Origin of the sequence: Prevotella sp. 885 (genome assembly GCF_002265625.1) — a bacterium.
Lineage (GTDB): Bacteria > Bacteroidota > Bacteroidia > Bacteroidales > Bacteroidaceae > Prevotella.
The window spans coordinates 1-21,490 of sequence record NZ_NOVE01000042.1; the positions used below are offsets into that span (position 1 = coordinate 1).

Genomic DNA, 21,490 nt, shown 5'->3' on the forward strand with positions numbered 1-21,490 from the left:
TGCAGAATCTTTCAATGCAAAAGTCAAGCATTTCAGAGCACAACTTCGGGGTATCATTGACAAGAAATTCTTTCTCTTCAGACTAACAAGATTGTATGCTTAATCCACACACTTTTTCAGGTGAGCCGAAAAAGACACACAAAAACTAATCGGAACAGGAAAATAAAAACGAAACTATAGGAGAGTATTACGTTTTTATTTAGTAACTTTGAAAGCGTTTTACCCCTTATCGCATACACACCCCGCACAAAAAGCTGAAAAACAAAAAATACAATATATAATGTTATTCAAATGGAATTACAAGCCACCTACGAAAGAGGAGAAACAGGCGGCTGACGAACTGGGGGCGAAGCTGAACATCAGCCCGATACTCGCCTGGCTTCTCATGAGGAGAGGCATAACAACAGAGTCAGCGGCCAAGCGATTCTTCCATCCGCAGTTGGCAGACCTCATCAATCCGTTCCTCATGAAGGATATGGACCTGGCAGTGGACCGCCTTAACGACGCCATGGGACGAAAGGAGCGAATCCTCGTCTATGGCGACTATGACGTGGACGGCTGCACAGCAGTGGCGCTTGTGTATAAGTTCATACAACAGTTCTACTCGAACATCGAATATTACATACCCGACCGTTACGACGAGGGATATGGCGTCAGCAAGAAAGGCATCGACTATGCCAAGGAAGCCGGCGTGAAGCTGATTATCATCCTCGACTGCGGCATAAAGGCTGTGGAAGAGGTGGCTTACGCTAAGTCATTAGGCATCGACTTCATCATCTGCGACCATCATATGCCGGACGAGGAAATGCCGCCAGCCGTGGCTGTCCTCAACCCTAAGCGTGCCGACGACTCGTACCCCTTCAAGCATCTCTGCGGATGCGGAGTGGGATTTAAGTTTATGCAGGCTTTCGCAAAGAACAACGGCATACCGTTTGCACGACTCATTCCCCTACTCGACCTCTGCGCAGTGAGCATCGCTGCCGACATCGTCCCCGTCGTGGACGAAAACCGCATCCTTGCCTTCCACGGACTGAAGGCTCTCAACCAGAACCCGAGCATCGGACTAAAAGCCATCATCGACATCTGCGGACTTGGCGGAAGAGACATCACCATGAGCGACATCGTCTTCAAGATCGGACCGCGCATCAATGCTTCAGGACGCATGGAGAGCGGAAGGGAAAGCGTGGACCTGCTCGTGGAACGCGACTTCTCGCATGCTCTGAGCAAGGCAAAGCACATCGACTGCTACAACGAACAGCGCAAGGATATCGACAAGCAGATGACCGAAGAGGCCAACAACATCGTGTCAAGACTGGAAAGCCAGCGCCACCAGTCGTCCATCGTACTGTACGACGAAAACTGGAAGAAGGGCGTCATTGGCATCGTGGCGTCAAGACTGACGGAGATTTATTTCAGACCGACCGTGGTGCTGACACGTGACGGCGACTTCGCCACGGGTTCGGCACGAAGCGTAACCGGATTTGACGTCTATTCAGCCATCAAGAGTTGTCGTGACATGCTCGTAAACTTCGGAGGACATACTTACGCAGCAGGACTGACTCTTAGATGGGACGACATACAGAAGTTCCGCAAGAGATTCCAGAAATACGTTGACGAGCACATACAGCCGGAACAGACAGAAGCCATGCTCAACATTGACGCAGAGATAGACTTCCGCGACATCACCAAGAAGATGCACTCCGACCTCAAGCGCTTCGCCCCGTTCGGCCCGTGCAACACCAAGCCGCTCTTCTGCACCACCGGAGTGTACGACTACGGCACGAGCAAGGTGGTGGGACGAGAGCAGGAGCACATCAAGCTGGAACTGGTAGACTCGAAGTCGAGCAACGTGGTCAACGGCATCGCCTTCGGGCAAAGCGCTTCAGCACGATACATCAAGTCAAAGCGCAGCTTCGACATCGCATACACCATCGAGGACAATATCTTCAAGCGCAATATGGTGCAGCTGCAAATCGAAGACATCAGACCGGCAGAAGAAGACGAATAACAGAAAATCATCAGAACCGATAAAGAGATGGATGGATACAACGAAGAGCAATACCTAAAGATTCTCCATGACAACTGGGGATACCCTGACTTCCGAGGCATCCAGCGCGATATAATCCGAAGCGTAGCAGAGGGCAACGACACCCTGGGACTGATGCCGACAGGAGGAGGCAAGTCGCTGACCTTCCAAGTGCCGGCTCTCGCCAAAGAGGGCACGTGCATCGTGATAACACCTCTTATCGCCCTGATGAAAGACCAGGTGGACAACCTCAGACGCAGAGGCATCATTGCGGCAGCCATATACACAGGAAAGACGCAGCGGGAGATTGTGGCCACGCTTGACAACTGCATCCTCGGACGCACCAAGCTGCTCTACATATCGCCGGAACGCATCGCTTCAGAGCTGTTCCAGACAAAGCTGAAGCACATGAAGGTGAGCCTCATAACCGTGGACGAGGCACACTGCATCAGCCAATGGGGATACGACTTCAGGCCATCATATCTTAACATAGCGGAGATACGCAGCATTAAACCCGACGTACCCATTCTCGCCCTTACCGCAACGGCAACGGAACGTGTGACGGTGGACATTCAAGAAAGGCTTGGATTCAAGAAGCCCAACATGTTCAAAATGAGCTTCGTGCGCAAGAACTTAGCTTATGTGGTAAGAAAAACGGACGACAAGGAAGCGCAACTCATACACATACTGAAGTCGGTTAGCGGTAGCGCCATCGTATATCTGAGAAGCCGCAGAAGAACGAAGGACATATACAGAATACTGCAAGAGCACGGAATAAGCTCCACTTTCTATCACGCCGGACTTGAATCGTCCACAAAAGACGAACGACAACGTGCATGGCGTGACGACGAGGTGAGAGTGATGGTGGCAACCAACGCCTTCGGCATGGGCATCGACAAGCCGGACGTACGACTCGTCATCCACTATGAACTTCCCGACACTCTCGAAGCCTACTTCCAGGAGGCAGGAAGAGCAGGACGTGACGGCAAGAAGGCTTATGCCGTAATGCTCTACTCGAAGGGTGACGAAAAGCTGATGGCAAGACACATCCAGTTTGAGTTTCCCTCAAAAGAAGAAATATGCAAGATATACGAGCATATTGCCTACTTCTTCCAAGTTGCAGCTGGCTCAGGACGCGGCAAGGCTTTCAAGTTTGACAACATCCTGTTCTGCCGTACATTCCACCACCACTCGCTGCAGGTGGACTCGGCGCTGAAGATACTGGAAAGAGAAGGATATGTAAGGTACGACACCGACTCGGACAACAAGACAAAGGTGAAATTCCTCATTGACCGTGACCAGCTCTATCAGATAAGAGACCAATCGCCGGAGACCGAAGCGGTGCTCGACTCGATGCTAAGAGAGTTCAGCCGACTGTTCATCGACTATGGCCCTATAGAGGAAGGCATCATAGCTGACGACACCGGACTGACGAAGCAGCAGATATACAATGTCATGAAGTCGCTCAACCAGCAGCGCATCCTGCATTTCATTCCGCCAAGAGTGGAGCCGCTCATCACCTATACAAGAGACCGCGTGCTTCCGGAGGAGATAGTGATATCAAAGGAAAACTACGAGGTGCGCAAGGAACAGCTTGTAAAGAAGGCGAAGAAAATACTGGACTATGCAAAGACTGACAACGTATGCCGAAGCCGTCAGCTCCTGCGTTACTTCGGAGAAGAAGAATCGGAAGACTGCGGCATCTGCGATGTATGCTTGGGAAGAAAAACAAGGCCAGGACATAAGGACGAGGTGGAAATGATGAAGAAGGAAATCATCGAGACTTTGTCGGACGGCAAAAGGCATCACTTCCAAGACATGTTCCCGTTAAGCAAAGACCAGAAAGTATGCGTGGAAGCCGCCGACTATCTGCTGCAAGAAGAGACAATAGGAAGAGACACCGTATGGTTCTATCTGAAAGATAAGACATATCTCAAAGACAACAAACAAGACTAAAACAAGTGAGAAAACGGACGGAAATGCACAATATTGAACAAAATGCGCATGTTTTGACCGAAAGTGTTTTAAAATACTTTAAAACGGGACGGAAAGTTTCATGTTCTCGTTATTTTTTCTTTACTTTGTGAGAGAATAAGCGTAATACAACAAAACAATAAAATAAGACACATATATGTTCGAAAATTTAAGCGACAGACTGGAACGTAGTTTTAAAATCCTTAAAGGCGAAGGCAAGATTACCGAGATTAACGTTGCCGAAACCCTCAAAGATGTCAGACGTGCCCTTCTGGATGCCGACGTCAACTATAAAGTAGCCAAGACATTTACTGATACGGTAAAGAAAAAGGCCATGGGCATGAACGTGCTCACAGCCGTAAAGCCGAGCCAGTTGATGGTGAAGATCGTTCACGACGAGCTGGCAGAACTGATGGGAGGCGACGCATCTGAGCTCCACCTTACAGGAAAACCCGCCATCATTCTTATGAGCGGTCTGCAGGGTTCTGGTAAGACTACATTCTCTGGTAAGCTCGCCAACATGCTCAAGACAAAGCAGCACAAAAAGCCGCTTCTTGTTGCATGCGACGTATATCGTCCTGCTGCTATCGAACAGCTCAAGGTTGTAGGAGAGCAGGTAGGTGTGCCAGTATACTCAGAGCCTGACAACAAGGACGTGGTGGCAATCGCAAACAACGCCATCCGTGAAGCAAAGGCAAAAGGCAATGACGTCGTAATCGTCGATACGGCAGGTCGACTCGCCGTAGACGAGGAGATGATGAACGAGATATCAAACCTCAAGAATGCCATCAATCCTGACGAGACACTCTTCGTGGTTGACTCGATGACAGGTCAGGACGCAGTAAACACAGCTAAGGAATTCAACGACCGTCTCGACTTTGACGGCGTTGTTCTCACAAAGCTTGACGGCGACACACGTGGCGGTGCAGCACTCTCAATCCGCACTGTCGTTACAAAGCCTATCAAGTTTGTAGGTACCGGTGAGAAGATGGAAGCCGTGGACGTATTCCACCCCTCACGTATGGCAGACCGAATCCTCGGCATGGGTGATATCGTCAGCCTCGTGGAGCGTGCCCAGGAGCAGTTCGACGAAGAGGAAGCACGACGTCTTCAGAAGAAGATTCAGAAGAACAAGTTCGACTTCAACGACTTCCTCGGACAGATAGAGCAGATTAAGAAGATGGGTAACCTCAAAGACCTGGCAGCAATGATTCCGGGTGTAGGCAAGGCCATCAAGGACGTAGATATCGACGACAACGCATTCAAGGGTATCGAGGCTATCATCAAGAGTATGACACCCAAGGAGCGTACCAACCCGGAGATTCTCAACCAGAGCAGAAGAATGAGAATCGCCAAGGGTAGCGGCACCAACATCCAGGACGTTAACCGCCTCATCAAGCAGTTCGACCAGACACGCAAGATGATGAAGATGGTTACGGGCACAAACATGGCTCGCATGGCGGGCATGATGAGCAAGATGAAGGGTATGCCGGGAATGCCAAAGATGTAAATATTAACAACAAAATCAATAAGATATGCAGATAATAGACGGAAAGGCTACAGCTGAAGCCATCAAAGCAGAGATAGCGGAAGAGGTAAGACAAATTGTCTCTAACGGAGGAAGAGCCCCACACCTCGCTGCAATTCTCGTTGGTCATGACGGAGGTTCAGAAACGTACGTGAAGAACAAGGTTCTCGCATGCGAGAGGTGCGGCTTCGAATCAACATTGATAAGATTCGAGGAAGACGTAACCGAAGAAGAACTTCTCCAGTGTGTCGACAAGTTCAATAAGGACGAGTCGGTGGACGGCTTTATCGTACAGCTGCCTCTGCCTAAGCATATCGACGAACAGAAAGTGATAGAGGCCATCGACTACCGCAAGGATGTCGACGGCTTCAACCCCATAAACGTAGGACGCATGTCCATAGGACTGCCCTGCTTCATTTCGGCGACACCACTCGGCATCATAACATTGCTCAAGCGCTACGGCATCAACACATCAGGAAAGAAATGTGTGGTATTGGGACGAAGCAACATCGTAGGCAAGCCAATGGCTCAGCTCATGATGCAGAAGCAGTTTGGCGACGCCACTGTCACAGTGTGCCACTCACACACTAAGGACATAAAGAAGGAATGCCTTGAGGCAGACATCATCATTGCTGCCATTGGAAAACCTAACTTCCTGACCGGTGACATGGTGAAGGAAGGAGCCGTAATAGTGGACGTTGGCACAACACGTGTGCCGGACGCTACAAGAAAGAGCGGATTCCGTCTTAACGGAGACGTAAAGTATGATGAGGTAGCACCCAAGAGCTCATTCATCACTCCCGTTCCTGGCGGCGTAGGCCCGATGACAATATGCTCTCTTATGAAGAACACGCTCCAAGCCTACAAGACAAAGAGCAAGGCATAAAGGAACAAGCATAAACAATAATCAAATATCAAAGAGAAACCATGACAGCAGACGAATATTACCAGTTGGGGAATGAGTACAGACGCAAAGGCGACTGGAAGCATGCTCTCGACAACTATATGGAAGCAATAGAGCTTGACTCGGAATCTCCGGCTGTAGAAGCAAAGCGTATGCTCGACGATATAATGAGCTACTATTGTAAGGATATGTATAATCCATAATGGATGTACTGTCTGTCTACAAGACAAAACAAAATTCTAACATAAACAAGAATAAGGCAATACCATTAACTATTAATCCTGACGCTGTTGCCATAGCCTGTGGCAGCAGCGTTAAATAAAAACCTCTTAATTTTAACATTATGGGAAAAATAAAAGGTGCCATCGTGGTAAACACCGATAGGTGCAAAGGTTGCTCCCTATGCGTTGTTGCATGTCCGAAGGAGGTAATCGCCCTTTCCAAGAAGGCGGTTAATGTTCACGGATACCAATACGCAGAAGCCGTCAACCCCGACGCATGCATAGGATGTGCGTCGTGTGGAATCGTATGTCCAGACGGATGTATTACTATTTACCGAAAAAAAATGGAGGACTAACACTATGGCAGAACAAGAAGTAAAACTCATGAAAGGCAACGAAGCACTTGCTCACGCTGCCATTCGCTGTGGTGTAGACGGATATTTCGGATATCCTATTACTCCACAAACAGAAATCATCGAAACGCTCGCAGAAGAGAAGCCTTGGGAAACAACCGGTATGGTTGTGGTTCAGGCAGAGAGCGAGGTTGCATCCATCAACATGGTATACGGCGGAGGCGGCTGTGGTAAGAAGGTAATGACTTCTTCTTCAAGCCCTGGCGTAGCACTTATGCAGGAAGGCATCTCCTATATGGCTGGTGCTGAGGTACCGGGTCTTATTGTCGACGTACAGCGCGGCGGCCCTGGCCTCGGAACCATCCAGCCCTCACAGAGCGACTATTTCCAGGCTACACGCGGTGGTGGCAACGGCGACTACTATGTAATCGTACTTGCTCCTAACTCAGTACAGGAAATGGCTGACTTTGTTGACCTTTCATTCACCCTTTCATTCAAGTACCGCATACCGGCTATGATTCTTAGCGACGGTGTTATCGGTCAGATGATGGAGAAGGTTGTGCTTCCGCCTATGAAGCCACGCCGCACAGAAGAGGAAATCATCAAGGAATGTCCTTGGGCATCAACAGGCCGTGTTGGTATGCGCGATCCCCTCGTAATCACTTCACTTGAGTTGAAGCCAGAAATCATGGAGGTGCGCAACCTCAGGCTTCAGGAGAAGTATCGCCAGATTAAGGCTAACGAGGTACGCTACGAAACTAAGTTCATGGAAGACGCCGAATACATGATTGTGGCATTCGGTAGCGCTGCACGTATCGCAGAAAAGACTATTGAGCTTGCACGTGCTGAAGGCATCAAGGTGGGTCTTTTCCGTCCTATCACATTGTGGCCCTTCCCAGAGAAGGAGATCAAAGAAGCAGCCAAGAACCTCAAGGGTATCCTTGTTGCTGAGATCAATGCTGGTATGATGATTGAGGACGTACGTCTTGCTGTTGACGGAGCTGTTAAGTGCGCTCACTACGGCAGATTGGGTGGCATTGTGCCAGAACCGGAAGAAATGGTTAAAGCTTTAAAGGAGGAATTCAAATGAACGATATAATTTCACCGGAGAACCTGGTATATAAGAAGCCGGAACTCCTTAACGACACCCACATGCACTACTGTGCAGGTTGCTCACACGGTGTCGTACACAAACTCGTAGCCGAAGTCATCGAAGAGATGGGCATGCAGGAAAAGGCAGTGGGTATAAGCCCAGTAGGCTGCGCAGTGTTTGCATATAAGTATATCGACATCGACTGGCAGGAAGCAGCACACGGACGTGCTCCCGCTCTTGCTACAGCAGTTAAGCGTCTGTGGCCGGACCGCCTCGTTTTCACATATCAGGGCGACGGCGACATGGCTTGTATCGGTACCGCAGAGAGCATCCACGCTCTTAACCGCGGTGAGAACATCACGCTTATCTTCATAAACAACGCAATCTACGGTATGACCGGTGGACAGATGGCACCGACAACTCTTCTCGGAATGAAGACAGCTACATGTCCTTACGGCCGCGACGCCAAGTTGCACGGATATCCTCTCAACCTTTCTGAGATGGCTGTCACACTTCCCGGCACTTGCTACGTAACACGTCAGAGCGTGGAGAACGTTGCATCCATCAGAAAGGCAAAGGCTGCTATCAAGAAGGCCTTCACCGCTTCTATGGAAGGCAAGGGCTCATCACTTGTTGAGATTGTAGCTACATGTAACAGCGGATGGAAGATGCCGCCGGTGAAAGCTAACAAGTGGATGGAAGAAAACATGTTCAAACAATACCCGAAGGGTGACTTAAAAGATACGACAAGCCTATGAAAGCAGAAATAATTATAGCAGGCTTTGGAGGACAGGGAGTGCTCTCAATGGGTAAGATCCTCGCCTACTCAGGTCTGATGGAAGATAAAGAAGTGACATGGATGCCGGCTTACGGACCGGAGCAGCGCGGTGGTACCGCCAATGTCACAGTAATTGTTAGTGACGAACCTATTTCGTCGCCGGTGCTCAGTAGCTATGACGTGGCTATTGTGCTAAACCAGCCGTCTCTCGACAAGTTCGAGCCGAAGTTGAAGCCAGGCGGAATCCTCATCTACGACGGATTTGGCATCATCAACCTTCCGACCAGAAAGGACATCAATGTATATCGCATTGACGCCATGGACAAGGCTGCAGAGTTGAAGAACTCTAAGGTGTTCAACATGATTGTACTCGGAGGACTCCTCAAGGTTTGTCCTATCGTAAGTACAAACGGCCTCAATAAGGCTCTTTACAAGACCTTGCCGGAGCGTCATCATGGCCTTATTCCTCTTAACATGGAGGCAGTAGAGGCAGGACAGCAGATTATCGAGAAAGTAGAATTGTAAAAAGAACTTAATTTTTATAACTCTCTAATTATTCGAAGGCGAGCCGCAGTGATGCGTCTCGCCTTCTTTGTTTAATGACCTGTGGTTAATAACTGTACGCAATAACGAATATAGTTATGTTTTTTACTGACTTTCAACTTTTTGTTGTATCTTTGCATTAGAATTATTAATTCTTTGCATACTTTGCATAAGGATAATTAATATCGAATCGTAAAATAAATAACACAACAGATATTAAAGTCAGGAACATATGACTACAGCAGAAGAAAAACCAATTGAAGAGAAGAAGAGCCTTAGTTTTGTAGAGCAGATGGTTGAAGCCGATCTCGCAGAAGGCAAGAATGGTGGACGTATACAGACACGTTTCCCGCCAGAGCCAAACGGATACCTGCACATCGGACACGCCAAGGCCATATGTATGGACTTTGGAGTAGCCGAGAAATATAACGGTGTCTGCAACATCCGCTTTGACGATACCAACCCTACAAAGGAGAACAACGAGTATGTGGAGAACATTCTGAACGACATCTCGTGGCTCGGATTCAAGTGGGGCAACATATATTATGCTTCCGACTATTTCGATCAGCTTTGGGAGTTCGCCGTATGGATGATAAAGAACGGACACGCTTACATTGACGAGCAGACAGCAGAGCAGATTGCAGAACAGAAGGGCACACCTACTACTCCAGGTGTGGCTTCGCCTTACCGCGACCGTCCCATTGAGGAAAGCCTGGAGCTTTTCAACAAGATGAACACTCCCGAGTCTGTAGAGGGCAGCATGGTGCTTCGTGCCAAGCTGGATATGGCAAACCCGAACATGCACTTCCGCGACCCCATCATCTACAGAATCATCCACACTCCTCATCATCGTACTGGCACAAAGTGGAACGCTTATCCTATGTACGACTTCGCACACGGACAGAGCGACTTCTTCGAAGGCGTGACGCACTCAATATGCACATTGGAGTTTGTTCCTCACCGTCCTCTCTACGACAAGTTCATTGACTTCCTCAAGGAAATGCGTGGCGAGACAGAGAACATCCACGACTTCCGCCCACGTCAGATTGAGTTCAACCGTCTGAACCTGACATACACCATGATGTCTAAGCGTAAGCTTCTCGCTCTTGTGAACGAGGGCTTTGTATCAGGATGGGACGACCCACGTATGCCGACAATCTCAGGTATGCGCCGTCGTGGCTATTCACCTGAGTCAATACGCAACTTCATCGACTCTATAGGCTACACCAAGTTCGACGCACTGAACGAGATGGCACTTCTCGAGTCTGCCGTTCGTGACGATCTCAACAAGAGAGCATTGCGCGTATCGGCAGTCCTCGACCCCGTGAAGCTCGTTATCACCAACTATCCTGAAGGTCAGACAGAGGAGATGGAAGCTGTCAACAACCCTGAGAATGAGGCAGACGGCACACACACCATCACCTTCTCAAAGAACCTCTGGATTGAGCGCGAGGACTTTATGGAAGAGGCTTCCAAGAAGTTCTTCCGAATGACAGTGGGTAAAGAGGTGCGTCTGAAGAATGCCTACATCGTGAAGTGCACCGGTTGCACAAAGGACGAGAACGGCAACATCATAGAGATTCAGGCTGAATACGATCCGATCAGCAAGAGCGGTATGGAAGGTGCCAACCGCAAGGTGAAGGGTACGCTCCATTGGGTTTCAGCAGATCATTGCCACAAGGCACAGGTTCGTGTTTACGACCGACTCTTCACAGTGGCTGACCTCGGCGCTGACGAACGCGAATACCACGAGCTTCTCAACCCTGAGAGCCTCAAGACCATCGACAACTGCTACGTTGAGAACTATGCAGCAGAGCGCAAGCCAGGAGAATATCTCCAGTTCCAGCGCATCGGATACTTCATGGCTGACCCCGACTCAACTGCAGACCACCTTGTATTCAACAAGACTGTCGGCCTGAAAGACACTTGGGCAAAGAAGAACAAGTAACAAACAGATAAAAACAAAAGAGTAAGAACACAACTTACTTCGATGCTTAGTGTTTAATGTCAGAAAGCACTGCGTCCTTATTATACTAACTAATCAGAATAATAAGCCAGCCCTGCTTGACATTAAGCATTAAGCATTTAAATTTTAAAAGGGGACCAACAATCTCCTACATATAAATGGACAACAAGGACAACTATTTCAAGAGCGAGGAATTCAAGGACATCCTGCACAGGTACGAGGAGGCGGAGAATTCCGGAAGATACGAATATCTTGGAAGCGACGAGCTGACCGACATAGCCGAATACTATTATAATCTTGGCAAGAACAAGGAATCAAGGAGTACGCTCGACTATGCCATCGGTCTGCATCCAGGCGCAGCCATGCCTCTTGTCTTCAGAGGGCGCATGGCTCTTATTGACGACCACGATCTGGAAAAGGCAAAGATGTATGTCAACCAGATTACCGACCAGCTGAATCTTGATTGTTTGTACCTGCATGCTGAAATCATGATTGCTGAAAACAATAGTGAAGGAGCTGACCGTTTCCTGCATGATAAGATAGAGTGCATTGACGAAGACGATGTACCAGACTATATCCTTGACATCGCCATGATGTTTATGGACTATAATCTCCCTGACAAAGCTCAAGAATGGCTTGAAAGGTCTGACGAGACAGACCTTATGGACTATCGTGAGACGAAAGCCCGCATTGCCTTTGCCCGAGGAGACTACAAGCAGAGCGAGATGATATTTGAGCAATTACTTGATGAAGACCCCTACTCCGGACGCTACTGGAACTCGCTTGCCTCCACACAGTTCATGAGCAACCGCATTAACGACTCCATCACATCCAGCGAGTATTCCATTGCCATAAATCCCAACGACGAGGACGCCCTGCTCAACAAAGCTAACGGACTCTTCTCGCTCGGCAATTATGTAGAAGCGGCTAAATATTACGAACGACTGGGCAAGCTATGCCCTAAAGAAGGCACAGCAGAACTCTTCATCGGCAACTGTCTTCTCAATACGGGCAAAGCAGAAGAAGCACTGGCACATTATCAGAAGGCTCTGCAGCTGATGGACAAGAACAACGTCTATACTATTGAGGGTTTGCAATGCCTCGCCTTTACATACTCGCAATTAGGAATGACTGACAAGGCAATGGAAGCCATTGACATGGCTCTCCAGCAGAAAGGCGTCAACGAAAACGAGATAATGGTGGTCCGCGGACACATCCTACTCGAACACGGCAGCATAAAGGAAGCCATAGAGTGCTTCGTAAAAGCCTTGAGAGCAACGGCATTCTCGCACGAGATATTCTTCCGAATAGCCATATCCGTCTTCGACTGTGGTTACCCGAAGATAGCCTACAGAATGTTCAAGGCTTACACGGAGATTCATGACCAGCCGGGTGACGAGGGACTTGCTTATCTGGCAGCATGCTGCGCAAGGATGAACAAGAAGGAAGAATACCTGAAATACCTCAAACAAGCGTGCGAACGAAATCCGCTTGAGGCAAGAAAGATTTTTGCAGACGACTTCCCCATCGGCATGGATCCGAAAGATTATTACGACTACGAAGTAAGTAAAAACACGGTAAACGGAAACGATGACCGTTAATATTAATTTCCAACTAACACATTAAGTTATTATTATGAATTCAGCAGAATTGTTCCTTTGGGTTCTTAACAATCTAAACTATTGGGTGATAACCCTCTTTATGGCTATTGAGAGTTCGTTCATTCCTTTTCCTTCGGAAGTGGTGGTTCCTCCAGCAGCATGGAAGGCAATGGACCCTGACAATGGTATGAGCATCATCCTCGTTGTGGTTTTCGCCACCATCGGAGCCGACATAGGCGCACTTGTCAATTATTACCTTTCCAAGTGGCTTGGACGCCCCATCATTTACGGTTTCGCAGACAGCCGCATAGGTCACATGTGCCTTATTGACCGTGCAAAGGTGGAGAAGGCAGAGGCTTTCTTCCGTGAGCATGGCGCAGCATCCACATTCTTCGGACGACTGGTACCGGCGGTGCGTCAGCTTATTAGCATTCCGGCAGGTCTCTCAGGCATGCACATCGGCAAGTTCCTTCTCTACACCACCCTTGGTGCAGGTGTATGGAACTCTGTGCTGGCAGTAATCGGATGGTCAATCTACAAATACACCAACTATAAGACCACACACGACGTTTACGAGCAGGCACTCAAGTACAGTCATGAGATTGGATACGTGCTCTTAGGACTTGCCGTTGTCATTGTGGCCTTCCTTGCATACAAGGGAATGAAGAAGACAAAGTAAGAAACAATGTCATAACCATCCACAAAAGAGAACGTAAAACTGTTTGTGGCAAAGAAATCTTAAAAACTATGAACCAGACAACAAAAGAGAAAAGTAACAAAAAGCAAACCAAGCAACTGGTGCTTTGGATTGGCGCCTTGGCAATAGGTGCCGTATTAGGCATGTTCGGCATCGGGTGGCTCAATGGACTGATGAACTTCATCGCCACTGTCTACACCCGCCTGTTCCAGCTCTTGGCTGTACCAACCATCGCCTTGGCAGTGACCACAACCTTGGCATCGCTTGGCAATCAGGCTGATACGGGCAAGATATTCCGACACGCCCTCACCTACACCATGCTCACCACCATAGCAGCAGCTGCTGTCGGCTTGGTGCTTTACAACATCATAGCCCCAGGCAACCTTCCCGCAGCATTGGTGCAGAGCGGCATGGCTGACGTGCCTCAGAACTTGGGAGAGACATCTTACTACGATCATATCTTGGGCGTAATACCCAACAATATCATCAAGCCGTTCGCAGAAGGCAACGTGCTGTCCATATTGATGTTGGCAGCAGCCATCGGCATAGCCTTGGCAAAGATGCCTCAGACGGACAAGAAGGACGTGGTAATAAAGGGACTGTTCGGTCTTCAAGACCTGTTGTTCATGCTCATTCACGGACTTATATGGACATTACCTTTGGGCATCATGGCGTTTGCCGCACAGCTCTCAGCTCAGTTCTCGGCAGGCATCGTGATGGCATCGCTCGGCAAGTACGTGGCAGTAATCTTAGGTGGCAACGTCGTACAGTTCTTCATCGTACTGCCATTGTTCCTCTTGGCAAGGGGCATCAATCCGATAAGGACTTTAGGCAGAATGATGCCTGCTGTGCTTATGGCGCTCTTCACAAAGAGTTCGGCAGCCACATTGCCCGTCACGATGCAGACAGCTGAGAACCGAATGGGAGTATCCAGCAAGGTATCGCGCTTCGTATTGCCCATCTGCACAACCATTAACATGAACGGCTGTGCTGCGTTCATACTGGTTACATCTCTGTTTCTGATGCAGAACGGAGGCATGGAGCTGTCATTGTCCACAATGATTGTCTGGCTCTTCATCTCCGTTCTCTCTGCCATAGGCAATGCCGGAGTGCCAATGGGATGTTACTTCCTCACTCTCTCACTCATGTCAGGAGTGAATGCTCCGATAGGAATTATGGGCATCATCCTGCCCCTCTACACCATAATAGACATGATAGAGACAGCGGAAAACGTCTGGTCTGATTCCTGCGTCTGCGCGATGGTAGACAAGGATATGAAGAAATAGCCATAAAGTTATACATAAAAAATATCGGAAGTTAAGCACTTGGCCTAACTTCCGATATTTTTTATATATTCAGTCATGACTTTCTTATCTTACAAAGCCTGTCTTTATTCTTCTGCGAACTGCCTGATACGCTGTTCTTCTGACAGTTTACATACCAACAGCGAACCCTGATTCTCCGCTACAATATAGCCGTCGAGACCCTGCACAATCACCTTCTTCTCACCGATGGTATGCACGATGCAGTTATGTGAGTCGAAGAACTTGATGTTCTCTCCTATTGCAGTGTTGCCATAGAGGTCGTGACTGGTCTTCATGAGCAGCGAGGTCCATGTGCCGAGGTCGCTCCATCCGAAGTTGGCAGGACACACGAAAATCTCCTCCACCTTCTCCATAATGGCGTAATCCACAGAAATATTCTCGCATTCCTGATAGCGCTTGTCTATCAAATCCTGCTCCTGCGGAGTACCGTATACGTCAAGCATGCTCTCAAACAACTTGCTTATCGCCGGACTGTACACGCGGAAAGCGTTCACTATCGTTGAGACGCTCCATACGAAGATGCCGGCATTCCAGAGATAATTCTTATGCTTGATATATTCCTCTGCTGTCTGCAGGTCTGGTTTCTCACGGAACGAGTCGACGCGATAAATCTCACGATTGCGTGGCGACGAAGCCGAGAGGTCAGCAAGAATATATCCATAGCCTGTCTCCGGTCTTGTCGGGGTCATTCCCAATGTAACGATGGCGTCCGTACCAGCTGTGAATTTCAAGCACGACTTTATCACACGTCTGAATTCATCGGTATCGGTAACGATATGGTCGCTCGGCGTAACCACCACATTAGCCTTCGGGTCCTTCGATTTTATTCGCCAGCTCACATAAGCAATGCACGGCGCAGTATTGCGGCGACATGGCTCCAGCAGGATGTTCTCCTTGTTTATCTCAGGCAACTGCTCACTTACCAAAGAGGCATACTTCTTGTTTGTAACCACCCAAACATTTTCTACCGGGCATATATCCTTAAACCTGTCGAAGGTAAGCTGCAGTAATGTACGACCGACACCGAGGATGTCGATAAACTGTTTGGGACAATCAGGAGTGCTCATAGGCCAGAAACGACTGCCTACGCCACCTGCCATAATTACAATGTGGTTGTTTGTGTGAGCCATAATATTAAATATTAGTGATTATTCATTCTGCAAATATAGATAAAAATACTCAGATTATACCAAATCCCTCAAGTATTTTTTCCGAATATTGTCTTTTTCTGAATACTACAGATTTTATACATCAAAAACAACGTAAATGCACGTTTTGGGGCTATAGGAAAGTAAGTTGAAGTTCCTCGTCAGAGACATTATCAGCGCATTCGTCACCTATCGTTTGTGGCTCGTCTGTATCAAGAAACTCCAGCTCCAGCTGTCTTACCTTACGCGACTCCATATTGATGACATACACTCCTCTCCTTGCCGTACGCAGAACCATAGGGCAACACCCCTTCACGTTACGCGCAAGCCATGCCTGCACATAACGATGCACCTCCTCCATGTCGAGTGGTTCGAAGAGCGAGCTGCACGCATTCCTCACATGCAGCGATATTTTCTGCACAGAAAGTCCTTCCTGACCTGCGGCATGCAGCACCCGTATGATTTCTGTTTCGTATTTTATATTTGTCATCAGTGGCAAGGATTCTTAATTTAAACTCAAGGCAAGAAGTTATGCGTGCGTATAACACACATATATATATAAAAGCTAAAAAAGGAGTTGTTCACATAAATGCGGACAACTCCTTTCGATGTATTGGTTTCTCGCAATTTAGGCGAGGGTGAGGAGGTTTTCCTCAGCCTTGATCTTGCCCTCCTTCAAGAGCCAGCCGATTCCGAGATAAACTTCTTCGTTGCTGATGCTTGCTGCTTTAGCAATCTCTACCACACTCAGCGGCTTCTCAGCGGCTGCCAATGCCTGATATACGTCTCCAGCACGGAAACCTACATTCTCTGCATTTACATCAACTACAACCTCAGCCTTCTTTGCAGTAGTCTTCTTGGTAGTAGCTGTCTTTGCGGTTGCGACCTTCTTTGTCGCAGTCTTCTTAACTGTTGCTTTCTTTTCTGTCATAATTTAGTATAAAAACATTAACAATTCTATCATATAAGGACGAATAGAATATTTATCTTTTACAAAAGTAAGCATTTTTTTAACAAATGGATAATAATTACACAAAAAAAGCCCGAATAATCGGGCTCCTTTTGTGTATGAATTGTATTTCTTGACTTATGTCAACATATTTTACTTATCTGACTGGCAGTCAAGAATATCACATTATCTTTTTAATCATGCTTGCGGATGTCAAGCAACAGTTCGTCCAACTGCTTCTGATCAATAGCAGACGGAGCGTCCAGCATTACGTCGCGTCCAGAGTTGTTCTTCGGGAATGCGATGCAGTCACGGATTGAGTCGAGACCTGCCATGATAGAGACGAAGCGGTCGAGTCCGAAAGCCAGACCTGCGTGAGGTGGTGCTCCGTACTTGAAGGCATTGATAAGGAATCCGAACTGTGCCATCGCTCTCTCCTCAGTGAAGCCGAGGATGCCGAACATCTTCTCCTGCAGCTTGCTGTCATGGATACGCAAGCTACCGCCGCCTACCTCGATGCCGTTGCAAACAAAGTCGTAAGCCTTTGCGCGTACCTGCTCCGGATGCTCGTCGAGGAGAGGAATGTCGTCTGGATTAGGCATTGTGAATGGATGGTGCGTGGCCATGAGACGCTGCTCCTCGTCGCTCCACTCAAAGAGCGGGAAGTCAATAATCCACAGACACTCAAACTTGTCCTTGTCTCTGAGTCCGAGACGGTCGCCCATCTCCAGACGGAGCGAGCAAAGCTGCACGCGTGTCTTGTTGGCATTGTCGCCAGAAAGGATAAGCACGAGGTCGCCGTCCTTTGCGCCGGCTGCCTCTTTCACCTTTGCCAGAACCTCAGGCGTGTAGAACTTGTCCACTGAAGACTTCACAGTTCCGTCCTCGTTGAACTTGATATACACAAGACCCTTGGCGCCGACCTGCGGACGCTTTACGAAGTCTGTTAACTGGTCGAGCTGCTTGCGTGTATAGTTGGCGCAACCCGGAACGCAGATACCGCCGATGTAGGCAGCGTCGTTGAATACAGAGAATGTGCCAGTGCCCTTCAGCACGTCCATAAACTCCACGAACTCCATGCCGAAGCGGAGATCCGGCTTGTCGCTACCGAAGCGGCGCATAGCCTCATGCCATGTCATCTGCTGCAGCTTGGCAGGAAGCTCCACGCCACGGATTTCCTTAAAGAGGTGACGAGCCATATCCTCAAACAGATTGATGACATCATCCTGATCGACGAACGACATCTCACAGTCAATCTGTGTAAACTCAGGCTGACGGTCAGCACGAAGGTCCTCGTCACGGAAGCACTTTGCAATCTGGAAGTAACGGTCGAAACCGCTGACCATAAGAAGCTGCTTCAGAGTCTGCGGGCTCTGCGGAAGCGCATAGAACTGTCCCGGATTCATACGTGAAGGCACCACGAAGTCGCGTGCACCCTCCGGTGTCGATCCGATAAGGATAGGTGTCTCCACCTCAATGAAGTTCTGTGCATCAAGGAAGTTACGGATAAGTATGGTCATACGGTGGCGCAGTTCCAGATTCTTGCGCACCATGGGACGGCGAAGATCCAGATAGCGATACTTCATACGGATGTCATCACCGCCGTCAGTATTGTCCTCAATTGTGAACGGAGGTGTGGCGCTCGGCGAGAGGACGTTGAGTTCCTTTACGATAATCTCTACGTCGCCAGTCGGAAGATTGGCGTTCTTACTCTCACGCTCGTTTACTGTGCCCTTTACCTGAATGCAGAATTCGCGTCCGAGCTTAGAAGCGCGAGCACACAATTCACTGTCGTCAGAATCGTTAAAGACCAGCTGTGTGATACCATAACGGTCGCGCAAGTCGGCAAAAATCATGCCTCCCATCTTTCTTACGCGCTGTACCCATCCGGCGAGTGTTACCTCCTTGCCGGCATCTGAGAGCCTGAGCTCTCCGCATGTGTTCGTTCTATACATTTTTATAAATATATATGTTATGATTATTTTCCTATAATGCCATATAGCCACTTGGCTACATTTTATCTCTACAAAGGTATAGTGTTTGCGCCAAATAGCCAAATTTATTTTCAGTTTTAGGTACTCTTTCCACAATATTGCCACATTCCACAGCCACATAACCACATAGCTCCCTACAGCGCAATAAGATATATCCAACGTTAAAATGTGGAATATTAATAGGCTGGAAATATAATAAATGTAAAAAAAAGCCCGTAACAGGCTGTCAAAACCACAAAATTACTAATTTTGCAACGTTATAATACATAATCAAGAGAATATGAAAAAATTTTTGATAATGTCCATCATGCTGCTTATGAGCGTATGCTATGCCATGGGACAGCAGAATCAGGCCTCCATCAAGTTTGAAAAGGTGGTCTACAACTTTGGAAAGTTCTCTGAGAAAGAACCGGTACAGAAATGTGTATTCACCTTTGTCAACGCCGGAACAGCCCCGTTGGTAATCAATCAGGCTGTGGCAAGTTGCGGCTGCACGGTGCCTTCTTACACCAAGACTCCCATCAAGCCGGGCGAGAAGGGTGAGATAAAGGTTACCTACAACGGCAAGGGCGCTTTCCCCGGACACTTCAAGAAGACCATCACAGTCCGTACCAACGGTGTGACGGAGCTGACACGTCTTTACATTGAGGGAGTCATGGAAGAGGCAAACTAAAGCTTAGCAAACAAACATTCATTAATTAATAATAAAGGTAGAGACCGGTGATGCTGATCTCTACTTTTTTTATAGCCATAACCCACCCCACAAAAATACAAGCTCATCATGATATTCTATTTCTCCTGCACGGGCAACACCCGATGGGCTGCGCATAAGATAGCGGAAGCCACCGGAGACACTCTTATTGACATAGCCGCGGAACTAAGAAAAGCTGACGAAGAAGACGCTACGGACAAGGAGCGGACATTCAGTTACACCCTGCCAACAGACGAAAGCCTCGCATTCTGCTTTCCCGTACACGGATGGCGTCCGCCATTGGCTGTAAGGAATTTCATCCGTAGGCTACGCATCAGCAAGACAACCGACAACTATTGCTATGCAGTATGCACAGCAGGTGATACAGTCGGTGAGGCAATGGACATCTTCGAAGCCGACCTTGCAGCTGTGGGCATAAAGACGGACAGCTGCATATCGCTGCTCATGCCAGAATCGTATGTGGGTCTGCCGTTCATGGACGTGGACAAAGCTGAAGCGGAACGCAGGAAGAAGACCGAGGCTGACCGCCGTCTCCAGGATTTCATCGCTGACATAAAATGCCACAAGGCAGGCATCCGCGACATTACCGTAGGCAGATGGCCACGCATCAACAGCCGACTCATAGGCGAAGCTTTCACTAAATGGATAATCGGCGACCGCCCGTTCCGCGTTGATGCCAAGAAGTGCATAAAATGCGGAAAGTGTGCTGCTGTATGTCCCGTCGGCGACATCAGCTTCGTGAAGGGATGTACGCCACAATGGAAACGCAACGGCAAGTGTCTGTCATGCTTCGCCTGCTATCACCATTGCCCCACCCGCGCCATCGAATACGGCGGACGCACAAAGGGCAAAGGACAATACTATTACGAGAAGAACGAGAAACGATAATAGCAAAGTATAATCATCAAAACATTATTACAAAAGCAAAAAAAAGAAAAGGAAGTTCGGGATCATATCACCTGAACTTCCTTTTCTTTTTATATCTTTAATACTGTCTTTCTCCGAAGATATACGTACCGACACGTACCATCGTCGAGCGGCATTCTACGGCTATCTTATAGTCATGGCTCATGCCCCACGAACGCTCGCAAAAGCTGTCGTCGTCAGCGAAGTAGCGTGCCTTCATCTCGTCGAAGAAATCGGCAGCGAGGCAGAATTCCTTTCTGATGACATCCTCGTCGCTGACGTGCGACGCCATCATCATCAGTCCGCATATCTGCACGTTCTTCATCTCGCGCCACTCCCCTTTCTCCAGGAGTTCGCGGCAAGCGTCGAGTGACAGACCGTACTTGGTCTCCTCCTCCGCAATATGAAGCTCGAGAAGCACCTTTATGACACGTCCGTTCGCCGCAGCCTGCTTGTTTATCTCGCGAAGCAGCTTCAGCGAGTCTACAGCGTCTATCATAGATATGTAAGGCGCTATAAACTTCACCTTATTGGTCTGAAGATGACCAATGAAGTGCCATTCTATGTCACGCGGAAGTTCCTTCACTTTCGCTGCAAGTTCCTGTTCGCGGCTCTCACCGAACAAGCGTTGTCCGGCATCATAAGCCTCGCGTATCAACTCCGCAGGATGAAACTTGCTTACTGCCACCAGCCTTGTGCTGTCCGGCAGATTGTCCTTCACCTCCTGCAGTCTGCGTGCGATGTCCGTATCCATACCAGTTGTTGTGTTAGT

At 48.5% G+C, this 21,490-nt stretch carries 20 protein-coding genes and 1 pseudogene; 16 read left to right on the forward strand and 5 right to left on the reverse strand.

Annotation, left to right across the window (positions count from 1 at the left end; translation table 11 throughout):
• From CHL74_RS16305 to CHL74_RS11445, 14 genes and pseudogenes are all read left to right on the forward strand, one after another.
• A pseudogene (locus tag CHL74_RS16305) lies at positions 1-103 on the forward strand (ISAon1 family transposase); the annotation flags it as partial.
• Between the two features lie 177 nt (positions 104-280).
• Positions 281-2,008 carry a single-stranded-DNA-specific exonuclease RecJ gene (gene recJ / locus CHL74_RS11385; RefSeq protein ID WP_094881271.1) on the forward strand — a complete coding sequence of 576 codons (1,728 nt, stop codon included), beginning with the start codon at positions 281-283 and terminating at the stop codon, positions 2,006-2,008.
• A 27-nt stretch (positions 2,009-2,035) separates the two neighbouring features.
• A complete protein-coding gene (locus tag CHL74_RS11390; RefSeq protein WP_094881272.1) occupies positions 2,036-3,982 on the forward strand; it encodes a RecQ family ATP-dependent DNA helicase in 1,947 nt (648 codons plus the stop codon).
• Positions 3,983-4,157: 175 nt separating this feature from the next.
• Positions 4,158-5,510 carry a signal recognition particle protein gene (gene ffh / locus CHL74_RS11395; RefSeq protein ID WP_094881273.1) on the forward strand — a complete coding sequence of 451 codons (1,353 nt, stop codon included), beginning with the start codon at positions 4,158-4,160 and terminating at the stop codon, positions 5,508-5,510.
• 25 nt (positions 5,511-5,535) lie between these two features.
• A complete protein-coding gene (gene folD / locus CHL74_RS11400; RefSeq protein ID WP_094881274.1) occupies positions 5,536-6,414 on the forward strand; it encodes a bifunctional methylenetetrahydrofolate dehydrogenase/methenyltetrahydrofolate cyclohydrolase FolD in 879 nt (292 codons plus the stop codon).
• 41 nt (positions 6,415-6,455) lie between these two features.
• Positions 6,456-6,635, forward strand: a complete 180-nt coding sequence (locus CHL74_RS11405) for a tetratricopeptide repeat protein (protein ID WP_094881275.1) — start codon at positions 6,456-6,458, stop codon at positions 6,633-6,635.
• A 140-nt stretch (positions 6,636-6,775) separates the two neighbouring features.
• On the forward strand, positions 6,776-7,009 hold the full coding sequence (locus CHL74_RS11410) for a 4Fe-4S dicluster-binding protein (RefSeq protein ID WP_094881276.1): 234 nt from the start codon (positions 6,776-6,778) through the stop codon (positions 7,007-7,009).
• 4 nt (positions 7,010-7,013) lie between these two features.
• Positions 7,014-8,096 carry a 3-methyl-2-oxobutanoate dehydrogenase subunit VorB gene (locus tag CHL74_RS11415; protein WP_094881277.1) on the forward strand — a complete coding sequence of 361 codons (1,083 nt, stop codon included), beginning with the start codon at positions 7,014-7,016 and terminating at the stop codon, positions 8,094-8,096.
• Positions 8,093-8,857, forward strand: a complete 765-nt coding sequence (locus tag CHL74_RS11420; protein ID WP_094881278.1) for a thiamine pyrophosphate-dependent enzyme — start codon at positions 8,093-8,095, stop codon at positions 8,855-8,857. The genes CHL74_RS11415 and CHL74_RS11420 overlap by 4 nt, the downstream gene beginning before the upstream one ends.
• Complete coding sequence (locus CHL74_RS11425; protein WP_094881279.1) at positions 8,854-9,402, forward strand: 2-oxoacid:acceptor oxidoreductase family protein; 549 nt, start codon at positions 8,854-8,856, stop codon at positions 9,400-9,402. Before CHL74_RS11420 ends, CHL74_RS11425 begins: the two co-directional genes overlap by 4 nt.
• 250 nt (positions 9,403-9,652) lie before the next feature.
• Positions 9,653-11,368 carry a glutamine--tRNA ligase/YqeY domain fusion protein gene (locus CHL74_RS11430; protein WP_094881280.1) on the forward strand — a complete coding sequence of 572 codons (1,716 nt, stop codon included), beginning with the start codon at positions 9,653-9,655 and terminating at the stop codon, positions 11,366-11,368.
• Positions 11,369-11,544: 176 nt separating this feature from the next.
• Positions 11,545-12,987 (forward strand): tetratricopeptide repeat protein, encoded by a 1,443-nt coding sequence (locus CHL74_RS11435; protein ID WP_094881281.1) that lies wholly within the window; start codon positions 11,545-11,547, stop codon positions 12,985-12,987.
• Between the two features lie 31 nt (positions 12,988-13,018).
• Positions 13,019-13,666 carry a DedA family protein gene (locus tag CHL74_RS11440; protein WP_094881282.1) on the forward strand — a complete coding sequence of 216 codons (648 nt, stop codon included), beginning with the start codon at positions 13,019-13,021 and terminating at the stop codon, positions 13,664-13,666.
• A 68-nt stretch (positions 13,667-13,734) separates the two neighbouring features.
• The gene (locus tag CHL74_RS11445) at positions 13,735-14,970 is read left to right on the forward strand and encodes a dicarboxylate/amino acid:cation symporter (RefSeq protein WP_094881283.1); all 1,236 of its coding nucleotides are present in this window, start codon (positions 13,735-13,737) and stop codon (positions 14,968-14,970) included.
• Positions 14,971-15,074: 104 nt separating this feature from the next.
• Here CHL74_RS11445 and CHL74_RS11450 read toward each other — a convergent pair whose 3' ends face one another.
• The 4 genes from CHL74_RS11450 to aspS form a co-directional block, all read right to left on the reverse strand.
• Positions 15,075-16,139, reverse strand: coding sequence for a mannose-1-phosphate guanylyltransferase (locus CHL74_RS11450; RefSeq protein ID WP_094881284.1), 1,065 nt, complete (start codon positions 16,137-16,139; stop codon positions 15,075-15,077).
• 151 nt (positions 16,140-16,290) lie between these two features.
• Positions 16,291-16,647 carry a hypothetical protein gene (locus CHL74_RS11455; protein ID WP_254923287.1) on the reverse strand — a complete coding sequence of 119 codons (357 nt, stop codon included), beginning with the start codon at positions 16,645-16,647 and terminating at the stop codon, positions 16,291-16,293.
• Between the two features lie 138 nt (positions 16,648-16,785).
• Positions 16,786-17,088, reverse strand: coding sequence for a winged helix-turn-helix domain-containing protein (locus CHL74_RS11460; RefSeq protein ID WP_094881285.1), 303 nt, complete (start codon positions 17,086-17,088; stop codon positions 16,786-16,788).
• 212 nt (positions 17,089-17,300) lie between these two features.
• A complete protein-coding gene (gene aspS, locus CHL74_RS11465; protein WP_094881286.1) occupies positions 17,301-19,061 on the reverse strand; it encodes an aspartate--tRNA ligase in 1,761 nt (586 codons plus the stop codon).
• Positions 19,062-19,380: 319 nt separating this feature from the next.
• Between aspS and CHL74_RS11470 the strand changes: the two genes are divergently transcribed.
• A complete protein-coding gene (locus CHL74_RS11470; RefSeq protein WP_094881287.1) occupies positions 19,381-19,773 on the forward strand; it encodes a DUF1573 domain-containing protein in 393 nt (130 codons plus the stop codon).
• 108 nt (positions 19,774-19,881) lie between these two features.
• Entirely contained in the window at positions 19,882-20,700 is an 819-nt protein-coding gene (locus tag CHL74_RS11475; RefSeq protein ID WP_094881288.1) for an EFR1 family ferrodoxin, read from the forward strand.
• A 97-nt stretch (positions 20,701-20,797) separates the two neighbouring features.
• Here CHL74_RS11475 and CHL74_RS11480 read toward each other — a convergent pair whose 3' ends face one another.
• Positions 20,798-21,472: a YggS family pyridoxal phosphate-dependent enzyme gene (locus CHL74_RS11480; protein ID WP_094881289.1), complete on the reverse strand. Its 675-nt coding sequence runs from the start codon at positions 21,470-21,472 to the stop codon at positions 20,798-20,800.
• Positions 21,473-21,490 lie beyond the last annotated feature (18 nt).